Genomic DNA, 16,399 nt, shown 5'->3' with positions numbered 1-16,399 from the left:
TTCAACGGCGGGATAAGCCGCCGGCCGGCGAAAGTAAATGCGTGTCGGTGACGCGGATCTATCAGGTCCCCTCGCCGATTTCCTCAGCTTTCCGGCAGCGGGATGAACTCTTTCTCATCTCCAGGAACGATATCGAAGCGTCCCGTCTTCCATTCCTGCTTGGCCTGTTCGATGCGCTCCTTCGACGAGGAGACGAAATTCCACCAGATGTAGCGCTGCGAGCCGAGCGAGGCGCCGCCGAAAAGCATGAAATGCGCACCGGTTTGCGACGATATGATGATCTCGTCACCGGGCCGGAACACCAGGAGCCGCTCTGCCGGAAAGACGTCGCCCGAAATCGCGACCTCGCCTTCCAGCGTGTAGATGGCGCGCTCTTCCGCGTCGGCCGGAATCTTTATGCTGGCGCCCGGAGCCAGCCTAAGGTCGGCGTAAAGTGTCTCGGAATCGGCCCTTACCGGGGAGCGCTGCCCCTGGAAATCGCCGATGACGATGCGGCCGCGGACGCCTTCGGCATCGATCTCGGGCAGCCGCAAGGCAGCGGTGTTCTCAAACACCGGCGCCACTTCCTCCTTGCCATCGGGCAAGGCGAGCCATGTCTGCAGGCCTGAGATCGACATCGGCGCGCCGCGCAATTCCTCCGGCGTGCGCTCGGAATGCACGATGCCGCGGCCGGCGGTCATCAAATTCACGTCGCCGGGCTGGATCACCATTTCGGTGCCCAGCGAATCCCGATGCCTGATCCTGCCGTCGAACAGATACGTCACCGTCGACAGGCCGATATGCGGGTGAGGACGGACATCGAGAGCCTGGCCTGCCCGCAGGATCGCCGGACCCATGCGATCGAAGAAAATGAACGGCCCGACCAGCCGCCGCCTGGCGGTCGGCAGCGCGCGACGCACCTCGAAGCCGCCAATGTCCTTGGCGTTCGGGATGACCATCAACTCGATCTGGTCGCTGGCAAAGGCGTCGCCGGCTTCAGGGTCATTCCCGGGAAAGAAGCTCATGGACTCTCCTTGTTAGCGGTCAAGGGCCACTTGGCGGCATCAGGCAAAACGGATCGCCGCCTTTGCCCGCAGCTTGGCCGCCACCTCTTCGCGATTGCGCGGATGCTGGTTGGTTTCGAGCGAATCGAGGAGTTCACGCGCCGATGCCGCGATGGCTTCGACCGCATGATCGAACGCATGCTGGTTCTGTTTCGACGGCCGTGTCGTTCCGCTCAGTTTGCGGACGAACTGAAGGGCTGCGTCGCGCACTTCGTCATTGGTTGCGGGCGGGTCAAAATTGAACAAGGTCTTGATGTTTCTGCACATCGCTTCCGTATCTCCTCTTGTCCTGGAGCCGTTTCAACCGGGACGAGCTTAATCCTCAACCATGATCGTGTCCAAAACCGGTAAGGCTGCTCCGTGCCTCAGTCCGCGTCGAGCGGCTCGGTTCCGACCGGCTTGCCGTCGCGCGACAGCCTGATCTTTTCGACCTTGTCCTCGGCCGCCTTCAGCAGCCGGTCGCAATGCGCCTTCAGCGCCTCGCCGCGCTCGTAGATCTTGATCGACTGGTCGAGCGGCACGTCGCCACGCTCGAGATCATCGACGATCTTCTCCAGCGCGTCGAGTGCCTGCTCGAAGCTCATCGCCTTGACGTCTTCGTTGGTTTCACCAGCCATCATTCATCCTTTCATCAGTCGCCCGACATGGGCGGCGACCGAAAATGCCAGTCCCTGCAGATCGTAACCGCCCTCAAGCAGGCTGACGAGCCGGTTGCCGCTGTGGCGCGCGGCGCGCTGCATCAGCTGGCCGGTCGCCCAGTCGAAATCGTCCTCGGTCAGGTTGATCTCGGCCAGCGGATCGCGGTGATGCGCGTCGAAACCGGCCGAGATGATGATCAGGTCAGGCGCGAAATTGTCGAGCGACGGCAGCACCCGCGACAGGAAGGCATCGCGAAACACCTCGCTGCCGGTCTGCGGCGCCAAGGGCGCGTTGACGATGTTGCCGGCGCCGGTCTCGGTCTTCGCGCCAGTGCCGGGATAAAGCGGCATCTGGTGCGTCGAGCAATAGAGAACCGAGGGATCGTCCCAGAAAATGTCCTGCGTGCCGTTGCCGTGATGCACATCCCAGTCGACGACGGCGACGCGCTCGGCGCCATGCTTCTTCTGCGCATAGCGCGCGGCGATCGCCGCCGTGTTGAAGAAGCAGAAGCCCATCGCGGTGGTCTTTTCGGCATGGTGGCCGGGCGGCCTTGCGGCGACGAAGACATTGTCGGCGCGGCCTGCAAAGACGTCGTCGACGGCGGCGTTGGCGGCGCCGATCGCGGCGATCACCGCCTGCCAGCTCTTCGGGCTGGCGGTGGTGTCGGCATCGATGCGGGCAATACCCTCCTCGGGAATGGCGGCACGCACACGGGCGACGAAATCGGCGGGGTGCGCGTAGAGGATGGTGGCCTCGTCGCCCTCCGGCGCCTTGGCACGATCGAGCGCGGCAAAAGCCTCGTCGTCGAGCACGCGCTCGATGGCGCGCAAGCGGTCCGGCCGCTCGGGGTGGCCGGGCGGCGTGATGTGTTCGAGGAAGATCGGGTGCGTGTAGAGACGGGTTGTCATGCTCCCTATCTAGTGCCCCGGCGCCGCGATGGCCATGCATTGCGGCTCGATCACTGGGGAAAATCGCGCCTGCGTCCATTGGCGCCGCTGCGGGGATTGGCGCGGCCGAGGCTTCGGCGTAAGGTCGCGCCACTGCCTGGTGCTCGCCGCGAGCGGGAGAATCGGGAACACGGTTGAATTCCGTGGCGTGCCCAACGCTGTGAGGGGGACCGCGCCGGTAACTGCCACTGTCGATGACGGAAAGGCACCGGACGCGGGTTGATCCCGAGCCAGAAGACCGGCCTGGCAGGCATCGTCATCCGCATGGTCAGGCGGCTGGCATCAGAGCAAACTGCGTCCAGTTGGATGCACAAAGTGCGCTCTGACGGTGTGGAACTATTGCAATCGCAAGGGGACGAGCGATGCCGGAACACATGACCGCTCCTGGGGGCGACGGATTTGACCAGATGGCGCGCGACGCGGTCTATCGCGCCATGTTCACGCGGCGCGACGTGCGCAGCCATTTCCTGCCCGACGCGCTCGACGACGAGGTGTTGGCGCGGCTTCTGCTTGCCGCCCATCATGCGCCATCGGTCGGCTTTATGCAGCCATGGAATTTCATCGTCATCCGCGACGCCGCGCGACGGGCAGAGGTGCGCGACCTGTTCCTGGCCGCGCGCGAACAGGAACTGCCTGAAATCGAGGAGGAACGACGGGCGCTCTATCGCAAGCTGAAGCTCGAAGGTATCTGCGAAAGCGCCCTCAACATCTGCATCACCTGCGACCGTCGGCGCTCGCAAGGTTCGCCACTGGGCCGCTGGCACAATCCGGAAATGGATCTCTACAGCACGGTCTGCGCGGTGCAGAATTTCTGGCTGGCCGCGCGTGCCGAAGGCGTCGGCGTCGGCTGGGTCAGCATCATCGAGCCGCAAGCGTTGAAGAGCCTGCTGGCCATTCCCGAGCATGTGACGCCCGTCGCCTATCTCTGCGTCGGCCGGGTTTCCGAGTTCGCATCCAAACCAGACCTGGAAACGCATGGCTGGGGCCGGCGGCTGCCGCTGCCCGACCTGATCATGAGCGAGACTTTTTGCGGGCAAGGCGAGGCGCCACTGAAATCGACCGTGGCCCGCCTCAACGCCTCCGATGTCGCGCCGGCGACGACCTGCCCAGCCGATCAGTTCGTCGCGCCGGCCGTGCCCCAGCGCGAGCCACCAAAGGAGGCCAGCGCCTTGTCCTTCAGCTCCCTGAACTTCGACGACGCCTCGGCCAGCCTGATATCCCAGGCCGGATCGGGCACCTGGCCGGCGATGGTCTTGAAATAGACCTGCATCAGGCAAGCGATGGCGAAGGGCTCGATGAAGGCCGCCTTCAAGGCCCAGGCAAAGACGATGGCAAGCACGAAGGCCCAGCCGGCGAGTTGTCCGGGCATGATGAAGAGAACGGCGCTGGCCGGAGCCAGCATCAGCAGGAAGATGACGAAAGACACGCCCCACATGATGACCGCCAGCCAGACGGCGTTCTTGACCATGGTCTTGCCGTTCTGGGCGTAGAGCACGACGCCTTGCCGCGCCGTCTCGAAGGGTGAGGACGAGTTGATGCGGATGTTGTAGCCGAGGATGATCTCGTCGACATAGGTGAGCGACAGGCGGATCACCGTGTTGATGAAGGAGACCAGACCGCTCAGGCCCGGAATGGGCAGGAAAGCAGCGATGCCGCCGAGCAGGCCGGTGATGGCGCGGATGGCGCCCTTGACCAGCTGGTCGACGACGAAAAGGATGTTGGCCTCGGCGAAACGCTCGGTCACGACCTGCCTGGCATAGGCGATCTGGTTCTGGCCGTCGGGGACATCCCGGCCGTCGATCAGATGGACCATCACGGCGATATGGCCGGCCTTGACGACGTAGAGGATATATTCGCGGATCCAATAGACGGCGATCGAAACCACGCCGAAGCCGACCACGCCGCCCCACAGGGCAAAGGACATCGGCCCGTCGGGATCCGTGGAGATATGGCCGACGCCATAGCCGACCGACGCTCCCGTGCCGGTCGCCACGATATAGGCAAGCGTGATGCCGAAATAGACGATCATGCGAAAGACAATGAAAGGCCAGGTCCGCATCATGATGGACACCGACCTGCCGATATCGAAATCCCACATGCCCGAATCTCCCCTCAGAGATGGCTGGGAAGGATGCGCTCACCCCGAGGATTGTCAATCATGAGCGGTGGACAGCGGTGCGCAACGGGGATTTAGCTCTGTTTCGACGCTGGTTTTCTGAGCAGTCCTTCGAGCAATTGCTTGAACGCCGCAACCACGATCTTCGACGTCGCTTCGGGGTCGTTCGAATTGGCGATCCGCTGCGCCGCCTGGCTGCTCGCCCCGTTGATCAGCCGCGCGGCGGTCTCGGGGTCGACGCCCGGGACGACCACCCCTTCCCCCTGCAGCGCGGTCAGATGATCGGTCATTGAACCGACGCAGGCATTGGCATTCGACCATTGCGCGGGATCGCCCAGTACGGCCGGACCGTCGCGGAACATAATGCGCTGGATTTCCGGCTCCAGCGCCATTTCGATATAGGTCGTGCACTCGTCGACGAAATGCTGCCAGCGGGTCGGCGCTCTCGACGCGACCTCATTGACCCGAGCAGCCATCTCGCCGTCGATTTCGGCGATAACCGCCTCCAGCAGTCCCTTTTTGTCGCCGAAATGGTGGTAGAGGGCGCCGCGCGTCAGCCCGGCCGATGCCGTGAAATCATCCATCGACGCTTCGGCATATCCGATCGTGCCAAAGGCCTGGCGGGCCGCGGCGATCAGCTTGGCGCGCGTCTCGGCGATCATTTCCTTGCGGGGTCTGTGCATTTCCGTCTGGTCCTATTCACATACGTTCCGTATGCCAATTGACATACGTCGCGTATGCTCTATCTAATGATCATACGCTTCGTATGTAATTGTCGAACCGCCCTTTGTCGAGGAACCCCATGCAAAACCCCTATTCGGAAATCTTCCGCGCCCCTGGAGCGAGGGGCTTTGCGGCCGCCGGCTTCATGGCGCGCCTGCCGATCGCCATGGCGCCGATCGGCATCGTGGCGATGCTGTCGCAGACGCGTGGCGAATACTGGCTGGCGGGTGCTGTCTCGGCCAACGCATTCCTGGCGCCGCAAATATCAAGACTGGTCGACCGCCTTGGCCAGACGCGGATCGTCGTGCCCACGACAGTCATCTCCGTGGTCGCCTTCATCACGCTGGTCGCGGCCGCCAATCAGGACTGGCCGGTCTGGACGCTGTTCGTGTCGGCGCTGCTGGCGGCGGCCATGCCCAGCATGCCGGCCATGGTGCGCGCGCGCTGGACCGAGCTTTTCCGGGGTCGGCCCGAGATGAACACCGCCTTCGCCTTCGAATCGGCGGCGGATGAACTGGTCTATATCGCCGGCGCATCGCTGTCGGTCGGCCTCAGCGCCGCCCTGTTTCCGGAAGCGGGCATGCTGGCGAGCACTCTGTTCCTCGCCTTGGGCTCGACCGCGTTCATCCTGCAGCGATCGACCGAGCCGCAGGTGCGCCCGGTAGACCATGGCTCGAGCGGCTCGGCGATCCGCCTGCGGCCGGTACAGGTCATCACCTTTGCCCTGATCTTCGTCGGCGCGACCTTCGCGACGACGGAAGTGAGCACGGTGGCCATCACCAAGGAGCTCGGCCAGCCCGGCGCCGCCAGCCTCGTCATCGGCGTCTACGCGCTGGGGTCGTTCGTGCTCGGCATCATTGTCGGCGCGCTCAACCTGAAGGCACCGCTGCAACGCCAGCTCGCCATCGCGGTCGCCCTGGTCGCGCTCGGCACCTTGCTGCCACTCACCGCCAACAGCGTGCCGCTTCTGGCGCTGACCGTCTTCATCAGCGGCGTGGCGATCTCGCCGACCTTCATCACGGCCTTCGGGCTGATTGAGCAGCATGTGCCGGAAGCGATGCTGACCGAAGGCATCACCTGGGTGACCACCGGGATCGGCATCGGCATGGCGCTTGGCTCCTTCGCCGCCGGCGCCGTGGTGGATGCGTTCGGCGCCCAGAACGGGTTCTGGGTCTCGGTGGCATCGGGCACGATTGCGCTCGCCACCGTGCTGCTCGGCCAACGCATCCTGGCCACGCATAAATGCGAGTTGGACGGATGCGAAGCAGCCGCCGTTCCGGCCGAGTGATAGCCAGAATATGTCGAGATTCAGGTCAGGCCGACCTGACCTGAGTCTCGAATATATTTTAGAGGATCTCGGTCTTGGCGATGTGGATGCCAAACCCTTCGAGGCCGACATAGTGGCGCTCGCGCGAGGCGATCAGGTTGATCGAGGAAATGCCGAGATCCTTCAGGATCTGTGCGCCGAGGCCGATTTCGCGCCATTCATTCTCACGGCGGCGGGCCTCTTCGTGATCCTCGCGGTCACCGCTCAGCGGGCGCTTGCGCTCCTGGTGCGCGACGCCGACGGAGCCCTCTCTGAGATAGACGATGACGCCGCGTTTGCGCTCGCCCATCGCCTTCATGATGCCGTCCAGGCGATGGCTGGTGCCGAAGACGTCGGTCACCACATCCTCGGAATGCAGACGCACCGGCACTTCCTCGCCATCGCGTATATCGCCGAACACGACTGCGACGTGATGCATCGTGTCCCAGGGCAGCGTGTAGGTGAAGACCTGCGCCTTGCCGCCAAGCGTGTCGATATCGGAGCAAGCGACGCGCTCGACCAGCGTTTCCTTGCGCTGGCGGTAAGCGATGAGGTCGGCGACCGACACCTGCTTCAGGCCATGCTCTTCGGCGAAAGCCTGCACCTGCGGACCGCGCTTGACGGTGCCGTCGTCGTTGACCAGTTCGGAAATGACGCCGATCGGCGGCAGGCCGGCGAGCTTGCAGAGATCGACCGCCGCTTCGGTATGGCCCGAACGCATCAGCACGCCGCCTTCGCGGGCGATCAGCGGGAAGATGTGGCCGGGGCGGACGAAATCGGAGGCGCCGACATTGCCGTTGGCGAGGTTGCGCACGGTCAGCGTTCGGTCGTCAGCCGAAATGCCCGTCGTCGTGCCATGCTTGAAATCGACGCTGACGGTGAAGGCGGTGGTGTGGGCGGAATCATTGTCGGCGACCATCGGCTGCAGGTTGAGCCGCTTGGCTTCCTCGCGCGGCATCGGCGTGCAGACGATGCCCGAGGTGTTGCGCACGATGAAGGCCATCTTTTCCGGCGTGCAGTGAACGGCGGCGACGATCAGGTCGCCCTCGTTCTCGCGCCCGTCATCGTCCATGACGACGACGATCTCGCCGCGTTCGAAAGCGCGAATGGCTTCGACAATCTTCTTCTGATCGTAAGGCATGGGGTGCTCGCTTCGCTCGCAGGGATTAGTGAATAGGCAGTAGGGAAATGAAAAGGCTGTGTCGGGCGGCCAAATGCCTATTCCCTACTGCCTATTCCCTTCCCCGTCTGTCCCCTGTGCCGCAGATAGTGATCGGCAATGGCGCAGGCAACCATTGCCTCGCCGATCGGCACGGCGCGGATGCCGACGCAGGGGTCGTGCCGGCCCTTGGTCATCACCTCGACGTCGTTGCCGTCCTTGTCGATCGACTTTCGCGGCGTCAGGATCGATGAGGTCGGCTTGACGGCGAAACGGGCCACGATCGCCTGGCCGGTCGAGATGCCGCCAAGGATGCCGCCGGCATTGTTGGACAGGAACACCGGCTTGCCGTCATTGCCGATGCGCATCTCGTCGGCATTCTGCTCGCCGGTGATGTGGGCGGCCTCGAAGCCGTTGCCAATCTCGACGCCCTTGACAGCGTTGATCGACATCAGGCCCGACGCAATGTCCTGGTCGAGCTTGGCATAGATCGGCGCGCCAAGTCCTGGCGGCACGCCGTCGGCGACGATCTCGATCACGGCGCCGACCGAGGATCCGGCCTTGCGGATACTGTCGAGATACTGCGTGAAGACGGGAACCGAACCTGGATCGGGCGTGAAGAACGGATTCTGCGCGTCGCCGATGAAATTCCAGTTCCAGTTGGCGCGGTCGATCGATTTTTCACCCATCGAAACCAGGGCGCCGCGCACCACCATGCCGGGCACCACCTTGCGGGCGAGCGCGCCGGCGGCGACCCTGGCCGCGGTCTCGCGGGCCGAGGAGCGGCCGCCGCCGCGATGGTCGCGTATGCCGTATTTGACGTCATAGGTGTAGTCGGCATGGCCCGGCCGGTATTGGCGGGCGATCTCGCCATAGTCCTTGGAACGCTGGTCGACATTCTCGATCAGCATGGAGACCGGCGTGCCGGTGGTGATCATCGTCTGGCCGTCCTCGTCGAGGACGAAACCAGACAGCACCTTCACCTCGTCGGGTTCGCGGCGCTGGGTGACGAAGCGCGACTGGCCCGGCCGGCGCTTGTCGAGTTCGGCCTGGATTTCATCACGCGTGAAGCGGATGCCGGGCGGGCAGCCGTCGACCACGCAGCCAAGTGCTGCGCCATGGCTTTCGCCCCAGGTGGTGACGCGGAAAAGGTGGCCGAACGTGTTATGAGACATTGATAAAGTGCCCTGCCGGCAGCGGAGCCGGTTGAAGCCTGCCTTCTATTGGCGTTTCTTGCGGTGGTCAAACTGTCATCCCTGCCGTTTAAGTTTTGACACATTCGGCTGGTTTCTGCTTTCTTCCATCCGCCGTTGAGGACCCGCCGCCGCAGTGCCGGCGCAATGACCAAAGAGGACGATCATGCGTACCCTGATTGGCGCTGTTGCCGCCGCCCTGCTCTATTCCACCGCCGCCTTCGCCGGACAGACCGAAGGCCTGATCAAGAAGATCGACAAGGACGCGCTGACCCTGACGCTGGATGACGGCAAATCCTACAAGCTGAACGCCGAAACCGATCTCGACTCGCTGAAGCCGGGCATGGACATCGTCATCGCTTACGACGTGACCAATGGCGAGAATGTCGTGACCGATATGCAGTTGCCGGACAGCGACACGAACTAGGTCAGGCGGCTTAAACCCACTCCAGGCTCCGGCCTTCAAGTTTGAGCACGCGATCGTGCGGTATTTCCAGGTTCGCGGCCTCGTCCTCCGCCATATCGAGCACGAAACGGAACAGGGTGCGCATGACGCCGCCATGCGTCACGCAGACCGTCTTGCGGTCAATCTCGTCGAACCGGGGCTTCACCCGTTCGAGCAGTATCTGGTAGCTCTCGGCACCTTCGCCGGGCGGCCGGAAGTTCCATTTATCCAAAGCGCGAGTCCTCTTCGCACGAGGATAGCGTGTCTCGAGTTCGGCAAACGTGAACCCCTGCCAATCGCCGAAATTGACTTCAACGAGATCGGGATCGGTTCGATAGACGAGCGGATCGAGCTTCATCGCGACGCGGATGCGCTCCATCGTTTCGCGCGTCCGCTTCATCGGGCTGGCGATGAAATCGAAATCCTCCGGCTTGTTGACGAGGCCGGCCAGCCGATTCCCGTTTCCGGTTGCCTGTTGGCGGCCGAGCTCATTGAGATCGGTGTCGGCCTGGCCCTGAAGCCGGGCCTCGGCGTTCCACGCGGTCTCGCCGTGGCGCACGATATAAACCAGCGGGTACATCAAGTCTTCCGAAGGTCGGGCCAGGGCCTGGACTGAGGATAGGGGACGGAATTAATCCTTGACCGTCGAAATATCAGGCGCGTCGACCGCCTTCATGCCGACCACGTGATAGCCGGAATCGACATGGTGCACCTCACCGGTGACGCCACGCGACAGGTCGGACAGGAAATAGACGCCGGAATCGCCGACCTCCTCCTGCGTGACCGTCTGCTTCAGCGGCGAATTGTATTCGTTCCACTTCAGTATGTACCGGAAATCGCCGATGCCCGAGGCGGCCAGTGTCTTGATCGGGCCGGCCGAGATTGCGTTGACGCGGATCTTCTTGCCGCCGAGATCGACGGCGAGGTAACGCACGCTGGCTTCGAGCGCGGCCTTGGCGACACCCATGACGTTGTAGTGCGGCATCACCTTCTCGGCGCCGTAGTAGGTTAGCGTGAGCAGTGAACCGCCCTCGGTCATCAGCGCCTCGGCGCGCTTGGCGATGGTGGTGAAGGAAAACACCGAAATGTCCATGGTGCGCAGGAAGTTGTCGCGCGTGGTCTCGACATAGCGGCCGGTCAGCTCATCCTTGTCGGAGAAGGCGATGGCATGGACGAGGAAGTCGATTTTGCCCCAATGCCTGGCGACATTGGCGAAAACCTCATCGAGGCTAGCCGGATCGGTGACGTCGCAATGGCCGGCGACAAAGGCGCCCAGTTCCGCCGCCAACGGCTCGACGCGCTTCTTGAACGCCTCGCCCTGATAGGTCAGCGCGATCTCTGCGCCATGGTCGACGCATGCCTTGGCGATGCCGTAGGCAATCGACCTGTTGTTCGCGACGCCAAGAATAAGGCCGCGCTTGCCGGCCATCAGGCCCTGTCCACCCGCCATGTGAGCGCTCTCCGCAAGGTTTGTTCTTTGTGGAGTGCCTATCGCACAGGCACACAGCCCCTTCAAGCGCTCAAACCGGACAGTTCGGGGGACAAGAGCGATGGATCAGCCTTTTTGACCACGCAGCAACGCTTCGAGCGCGCCGTCGCCGCCTTCCGGCAGCATGATGCGGACATGCGCGTAGAGGTCGCCATGGCCGCCGGCCTTTTCCGGCAGGCCCCTGCCCTTGAGCCGCAGGACCTTGTCCGAGCTCGACCAGGCGGGAACGTTGACCGCCAGCCTGCCTGTCGGCGTCTCGACCGGCACCTTGGCGCCCAGCACCGCATCCGCCAGCGACACCGGCAGATCGGCATGCAGGTCGCGGCCCTCGATGCGGTAGCGCGGATGCCGGCGGATATGGATCTTGACCAGCGCGTCGCCGGGCTGGCCCGGCCCCTGCTCGCCCTGCCCCTTCAGCCGGATGGTCTGGCCATCCTCGACAAAGGCCGGCAGTTTGACCGCCACCTTGCGGCCATCGGGGAACATCGCCGTCACCTTTTCGGCGGTCGCCGCTTCCTCGATGGTGACGTCGAGCGTGACGTTCAAATCAGCCGCCGTCGCGGGCTGGCGGCGGTCGCCCATGCCGGCACCGCGCGCGCCGGAAAAGGCGTCGCCGAAGATCTGGCTGAAAATATCGCTGTTGCCGTCGAACGGATCCCCGCCCGGGCGCCCCGAACGGAATTCGAATCGCGAACCGCCGGCGCCTTGCTGGCGGCGAAACCCGGCAAAGGGATCGCCGCCACCGGCGGCGCCCTCAAAGCCCTGGAAGCGCGGCTTGCCGTCGGCGTCGATCTCGCCGCGATCGAAAGCAGCACGATTCTTCTCGTCGCCGACGATCTCATAGGCCTGATTGGCCGCGGCAAAACGGTCCTTCGCCTTGGGATCATTCGGATTCTGGTCCGGATGATGTTTCTTGGCGAGTTTCCGGTACGCCGATTTTATGTCCTTGGCCGATGCGTTCTTTGCAACGCCCAGGACCTCATACGGGTCGCGCATGCTTCCTGCCCTGGAAATGAGTTGAGTCCATACTTGCCTCCTATATGCGCTCGGATAGGAAGAAATTCCAGTAGCTGATGGCCATATTGAAAGCGGAAATCAGAGCGCCTTGAAGCCCTGCATGCGCCAGCCGCCGGCACTGGCCAGGCAGAGTTCGCCTTCGAACATGGCAACGCCGTCAAAGCTTTCGCGCGAGGCCTTGAAGCGGCGGCAGGTCTGGCCCCTGTCCTTCAATTCCGCCAGTTCGGTGATGGAGCCGCGCGAGCCGGTGCCGGCATTGGCCCACGGCACGGCCTGGCCGCCGAGCTGTTCGATGTCGGCGGAGGACACCGCATTGCCGATCGTCGTCTGGTCGGAGTCGCGATCCGAATCGGCAGGCGCCGGTGAAGCCTGCGTGCTGCTGGTCAAGATCGAGCGGTCGACTTCGGCCTTTTCCAGGCTGAAGCCACCCGCGCCGCAGGCGGCAAGCGGCAAGGCCGCCGCCACGATCGCCGCTTTCGCGCTGGCCGAAGCGATAACGCCCCATTGCCTGCTGTCAAAAGCTTGCGCGATACGCGACAATCGGCAACCTCCCTGATTTCGTGACAATTTGAGAAAAACTATGAGCGACACAGAGTTAACAACCAGTGACTTTACCGAAGCGGCCGAGCCATTTCGCCTCTTTGCCGCATGGCTGGACGACGCCACCAAGAACGAAATCAACGATGCCAACGGCGTGGCGCTGGCGACCGTCGATTCCGAAGGCATGCCGGATGTGCGGATGGTGCTGCTGAAGGGGTTCGATGAAGGCGGCTTTGTTTTCTACACGAATTTCGAGAGCGCGAAGGGCCAGGAGATTCTAGGCAGCATGAAGGCGGCGATGTGTTTCCACTGGAAATCGCTGCGCCGGCAGGTGCGCATTCGCGGCCCGGTGGAGATCGTCAGCGATGCCGAGGCCGACGCCTATTACGCGACGCGCCCACGCGGCAGCCGCATCGGCGCCTGGGCGTCGAAGCAGTCACGGCCGCTGGAAAGCCGCTTCGCGCTGGAGAAAGCTGTCGCCGAATACACGGCGCGCTACGCCATCGGCGAGATTCCACGCCCGAAGCACTGGTCGGGTTTCCGCATCGTGCCGAAGACGATCGAGTTCTGGCACGACCGTCCGTTCCGGCTGCATGACCGGGTGGTCTTTACCCGCAATGCCAAAGGCTATTGGGACAAGACGCGGCTTTATCCCTGAGAGGGCAAGGCCTCAGCTCTTCTTCCTGGTCATGAACGCGGTGAGCGCGGCGCGGGCCTCGTCCGACTTCAGCCGCTCGCGAAAATGCTGGCTTTCCTCGCCGATGCGGGCGACGAGATCGTCGCGCGAGCCACGCATGAGGTCGCGCGCGATCTTCAGCGCCTGCGGTGGCTTGGCGGCGATCTGGCCGGCGGCCGTCAGCACCGAGGCCTCCAGCGCGCCCTCCTCGACCACGTCGTAGATCAGGCCGGAGGCCTTCGCGCGCTCGGCGGAAAAACCTTCGCCAAGGCCGAGCAGCGCGAAGGCGCCTTGCTGACCCAGGATGCGCGGCGCCAGCAGACTGGAGCCGGCCTCGGGCACCAGGCCAAGATCGACGAAAGGCGTCCTGAACACGGTGCGCGGCGTGGCGAAGGTCAGGTCGCAATGCAGGTTGATCGTCGTACCGATGCCGACCGCGATGCCGTCGACCCCGGAGACGATGGGTTTTTCGACCCTGGCCAGCGCCATCAGGAAATCCCAGACTTCCGTGCCGCCGTCACCGCCGGTGGCGACAACCATGAAATCGGCAAGATCGTTGCCGGAGGAGAAGGCACCGGGCACGCCGAGGAAGACATGGACGCGGATCGCCGGATCGGCATCGCCTTCGGCAAGCGCCGCCGACATCTTTGCGTACATGGCACGCGTCAGCGCGTTCTTCTTGTCCGGACGGTTCATGCGGATGATCTGGATGGCGCCCTGGCGCTCGACGAGGATATGGTCTGTCACGGTCTTCTTCCCTGATGGAGCGCTATGAGAATTCAAGCTGATATCAGCGCCTTGCCGGCGGCAGCGAGGCTCTCCGCGCCGTCGATGACGCGTTCCTTCAAGGCGTGTGCCTCGCCGAGCAGGTTTTCGGCGAAGAAGCGGCACAGGGCGATGCGGTCCTGATCGGCAAGCGCGCCGCGCGCCAGATAGGCGCCGCCAGCGGCAAGCGAGATCAACCTGAGATACGGCGTCGCTCCCGCCAGCGCCTCGTCTGACCGGCCGTCGGCCGACAGTTTCTGCAGGAAGCGCGTCGCTTGCGTCAGGTCGCCAAGGGCTGCGTCGAGCGCATCGGCTGTTCGGCCGAAACCCTGCAGGTTGGAAGTACGCACGGCATTGGCGACGGCGGCCAGTTCGCCGATGAAGCCATGCACGTGTTCGCCGCCGCCGAGCGGCAGCTTGCGGGTGACCAGATCGATCGCCTGGATGCCGTTGGTACCCTCGTAGATCGGCGCGATGCGGGCGTCGCGGTAGAAGGCTGCAGCACCGGTTTCCTCGATGAAGCCCATGCCGCCATGCACCTGCACGCCGAGCGAAGCAACTTCGACGCCGACATCGGTCGAAAACGCCTTGGCAAGCGGTGTCAAAAGATTGGCGCGGTCGCGCCAGTGTGACGCCTGATCGCCATCCGAGACCCGCGCCATGTCGATGGCGTGGGCGCAGGAATAGCTGATCGCCCGCGCCGTCTGCGTCAGCGCCTTCATGGTCAGGAGATTGCGTTGCACGTCGGGGTGATGGACGATCGGCGCCATGCCGGCGCCGGCATAATCCGCCGCCTTGCCCTGGCGGCGCTCATTGGCGTAGGCGATCGCCTTCTGGGTGGCGGCTTCCGCGACCGCGACACCCTGCATGCCGACAGCCAGGCGGGCATTGTTCATCATGGTGAACATGCAGGCGAGACCCTTGTTCTCCTCGCCGATCAGCCAGCCGACGGCGCCGGGTCTGGCGCCCTGGAAACCGTCGCCATAAATCATGGTGCAGGTCGGCGAAGCATGGATGCCGAGCTTGTGCTCGAGGCCGGAACAGAAGACGTCGTTGCGGGCGCCGAGCGAGCCATCGTCGTTGACGAAAAATTTCGGCACCAGGAACAGCGAGATGCCGCGCGTGCCGGCGGGCGCGTCCGGCAACCGTGCCAGCACCAGATGGATGATGTTGTCGGTGAAATCGTGCTCGCCATAGGTGATGAAGATCTTCTGGCCGAAGATGCGGTAGGTGCCGTCGCCGGCGGGCTCGGCGCGGGAGCGCAAGGCGGCGAGATCGGAGCCGGCCTGCGGCTCGGTCAGGTTCATCGTGCCCATCCATTCGCCCGACACGAGCTTGGCGAGATACGTCGCCTTGAGCGCTTCGGAAGCGTGCTTGTCGAGCGCTTCGACCGCGCCCATGGTCAGCGTCGGGCCGATGCCGAAGGCCATGGCGGCGGAGTTCCACATTTCGAGCGCCGCGACGCCCAGCATGGTGGGCAGCGCCTGGCCGCCATGGTCTTCAGGCCCCGACAGCGCGTTCCAGCCGCCATCGATCCAGCGGCGATAAAGCTCCTTCCAGCCGGGCGGCATGGTGACGGCGGCATCCTTGAGCACCGCACCCTGCTCGTCTCCGATCTTGTAGAGCGGTGCCACCTCCTCTGTGGCGAAACGGCCGGCCTCGCCAAGGACGGCGTCGACCAGGTCCTCGCCGAGATCGCCGAACCTACCGGCGTCGAGGGCGGATTTCATGCCGGCAACATGCTTCAGCGTGAACGCGATATCCTCGACCGGTGCCCGATACATGCCGCTCGATCCTCCTGATGCACCAGCCTCGCCAACCCTAGAGCCGGCGCGGCCGCAAAACCATCCGCCTTTGGGCGGTCTCCCCATTTCTTTTTACGTAAACGTCAAACTTTGTCACGCGGATTTTGCAATCGCGCCGGCCCGTATTAAATTCAATAGGCGCCGCATCAAGCCGACCGGCGACAGACCAGAAGCAGCCGACCGGAACAAGCCCATGCTCGCCAGACCCGACGCCTATCGCTGCATCGAATGTGGCTTGCCCTATCGCGCAACGGGGTTCTGACATCATGGCGGCCAGTTGGAGCATGGCGCCGCCTACTGGTCGGATCGCGGCATATTGTGCTCGCCGCAATGTTCTCTTGCCCACCACCGCAAGCGCGCCGCCGAAGGCACGCTGCGGCAAGAGCCCGCGCCCGACCCGTTTGAATTTCAACCGTTCAACCGGCGCTAGCTCCCCACGGCCCTGCTTCGAGAAGCATTCCTTAACCATAGCGGTTCACCATCGGTGTTTGATCAACGGGGATCCCCTGTTTGAAAACGCCGGCGCACCTTCTTCG

Annotated in this window: 17 protein-coding genes, 2 pseudogenes and 1 riboswitch; of the genes and pseudogenes, 5 read left to right on the top strand and 14 right to left on the bottom strand. The window is 63.7% G+C overall.

Features of this window, described 5'->3' with window-relative positions:
- Positions 1-83 precede the first annotated feature (83 nt).
- The 4 genes from CK226_RS05890 to CK226_RS05875 all read right to left on the bottom strand — a co-directional run bounded on the left by CK226_RS05890 (position 84) and on the right by CK226_RS05875 (position 2,590).
- Positions 84-1,004, bottom strand: a complete 921-nt coding sequence (locus tag CK226_RS05890; protein ID WP_095791304.1) for a pirin family protein — start codon at positions 1,002-1,004, stop codon at positions 84-86.
- 39 nt (positions 1,005-1,043) lie between these two features.
- Positions 1,044-1,310, bottom strand: coding sequence for a DUF2277 domain-containing protein (locus tag CK226_RS05885; RefSeq protein WP_010914875.1), 267 nt, complete (start codon positions 1,308-1,310; stop codon positions 1,044-1,046).
- 98 nt (positions 1,311-1,408) lie between these two features.
- Positions 1,409-1,660 carry an exodeoxyribonuclease VII small subunit gene (locus CK226_RS05880; protein ID WP_027046614.1) on the bottom strand — a complete coding sequence of 84 codons (252 nt, stop codon included), beginning with the start codon at positions 1,658-1,660 and terminating at the stop codon, positions 1,409-1,411.
- A gap of 3 nt (positions 1,661-1,663) precedes the next feature.
- Complete coding sequence (locus CK226_RS05875) at positions 1,664-2,590, bottom strand: histone deacetylase family protein (protein ID WP_095786619.1); 927 nt, start codon at positions 2,588-2,590, stop codon at positions 1,664-1,666.
- Positions 2,591-2,710: 120 nt separating this feature from the next.
- A riboswitch (cobalamin riboswitch) is annotated at positions 2,711-2,891 on the top strand.
- Positions 2,892-2,991: 100 nt separating this feature from the next.
- On the opposite strand from CK226_RS05875, the pseudogene bluB reads away from it, so the two are divergent.
- Positions 2,992-3,570, top strand: a pseudogene (bluB, locus tag CK226_RS35455) (5,6-dimethylbenzimidazole synthase); the annotation flags it as partial.
- A 173-nt stretch (positions 3,571-3,743) separates the two neighbouring features.
- Here the strand turns inward: bluB and CK226_RS05865 are convergent.
- A complete protein-coding gene (locus CK226_RS05865; protein WP_245437666.1) occupies positions 3,744-4,727 on the bottom strand; it encodes a hypothetical protein in 984 nt (327 codons plus the stop codon).
- Between the two features lie 92 nt (positions 4,728-4,819).
- The gene (locus tag CK226_RS05860; protein WP_095771044.1) at positions 4,820-5,428 is read right to left on the bottom strand and encodes a TetR/AcrR family transcriptional regulator; all 609 of its coding nucleotides are present in this window, start codon (positions 5,426-5,428) and stop codon (positions 4,820-4,822) included.
- A 119-nt stretch (positions 5,429-5,547) separates the two neighbouring features.
- On the opposite strand from CK226_RS05860, the gene CK226_RS05855 reads away from it, so the two are divergent.
- Positions 5,548-6,756 carry an MFS transporter gene (locus CK226_RS05855; RefSeq protein ID WP_095791302.1) on the top strand — a complete coding sequence of 403 codons (1,209 nt, stop codon included), beginning with the start codon at positions 5,548-5,550 and terminating at the stop codon, positions 6,754-6,756.
- 58 nt (positions 6,757-6,814) lie between these two features.
- Here CK226_RS05855 and ribB read toward each other — a convergent pair whose 3' ends face one another.
- On the bottom strand, positions 6,815-7,915 hold the full coding sequence (gene ribB, locus CK226_RS05850) for a 3,4-dihydroxy-2-butanone-4-phosphate synthase (protein WP_010914867.1): 1,101 nt from the start codon (positions 7,913-7,915) through the stop codon (positions 6,815-6,817).
- A gap of 77 nt (positions 7,916-7,992) precedes the next feature.
- Positions 7,993-9,108: a chorismate synthase gene (aroC, locus tag CK226_RS05845; protein WP_095791301.1), complete on the bottom strand. Its 1,116-nt coding sequence runs from the start codon at positions 9,106-9,108 to the stop codon at positions 7,993-7,995.
- 184 nt (positions 9,109-9,292) lie between these two features.
- Here aroC and CK226_RS05840 point away from each other — a divergent pair, with 184 nt between their 5' ends.
- Positions 9,293-9,553, top strand: a complete 261-nt coding sequence (locus tag CK226_RS05840; protein WP_095771047.1) for a DUF1344 domain-containing protein — start codon at positions 9,293-9,295, stop codon at positions 9,551-9,553.
- Positions 9,554-9,563: 10 nt separating this feature from the next.
- Here CK226_RS05840 and CK226_RS05835 read toward each other — a convergent pair whose 3' ends face one another.
- From CK226_RS05835 to CK226_RS05820, 4 genes are all read right to left on the bottom strand, one after another.
- Entirely contained in the window at positions 9,564-10,151 is a 588-nt protein-coding gene (locus CK226_RS05835; protein ID WP_095771048.1) for a histidine phosphatase family protein, read from the bottom strand.
- Between the two features lie 51 nt (positions 10,152-10,202).
- Positions 10,203-11,021, bottom strand: a complete 819-nt coding sequence (gene fabI / locus CK226_RS05830) for an enoyl-ACP reductase FabI (RefSeq protein ID WP_095771049.1) — start codon at positions 11,019-11,021, stop codon at positions 10,203-10,205.
- 105 nt (positions 11,022-11,126) lie between these two features.
- Entirely contained in the window at positions 11,127-12,056 is a 930-nt protein-coding gene (locus CK226_RS05825) for a DnaJ C-terminal domain-containing protein (protein WP_095771050.1), read from the bottom strand.
- A gap of 99 nt (positions 12,057-12,155) precedes the next feature.
- Positions 12,156-12,617 (bottom strand): RT0821/Lpp0805 family surface protein, encoded by a 462-nt coding sequence (locus CK226_RS05820; RefSeq protein WP_095771051.1) that lies wholly within the window; start codon positions 12,615-12,617, stop codon positions 12,156-12,158.
- A 40-nt stretch (positions 12,618-12,657) separates the two neighbouring features.
- Between CK226_RS05820 and pdxH the strand changes: the two genes are divergently transcribed.
- Positions 12,658-13,275, top strand: a complete 618-nt coding sequence (gene pdxH, locus CK226_RS05815; protein WP_095791300.1) for a pyridoxamine 5'-phosphate oxidase — start codon at positions 12,658-12,660, stop codon at positions 13,273-13,275.
- Between the two features lie 12 nt (positions 13,276-13,287).
- Here pdxH and CK226_RS05810 read toward each other — a convergent pair whose 3' ends face one another.
- Both CK226_RS05810 and CK226_RS05805 read right to left on the bottom strand, forming a co-directional pair.
- Entirely contained in the window at positions 13,288-14,040 is a 753-nt protein-coding gene (locus CK226_RS05810; RefSeq protein ID WP_095791299.1) for a crotonase/enoyl-CoA hydratase family protein, read from the bottom strand.
- Positions 14,041-14,072: 32 nt separating this feature from the next.
- The gene (locus CK226_RS05805) at positions 14,073-15,842 is read right to left on the bottom strand and encodes an acyl-CoA dehydrogenase (protein ID WP_095786626.1); all 1,770 of its coding nucleotides are present in this window, start codon (positions 15,840-15,842) and stop codon (positions 14,073-14,075) included.
- A gap of 214 nt (positions 15,843-16,056) precedes the next feature.
- Here CK226_RS05805 and CK226_RS05800 point away from each other — a divergent pair.
- A pseudogene (locus tag CK226_RS05800) lies at positions 16,057-16,293 on the top strand (hypothetical protein).
- Positions 16,294-16,399 lie beyond the last annotated feature (106 nt).

The sequence above is a fragment of the Mesorhizobium sp. WSM4311 genome (assembly GCF_002295115.1).
Lineage (GTDB): Bacteria > Pseudomonadota > Alphaproteobacteria > Rhizobiales > Rhizobiaceae > Mesorhizobium.
Note: the sequence above shows the minus strand (reverse complement) of the source record. Positions and strands in the feature narration are given on the sequence as shown.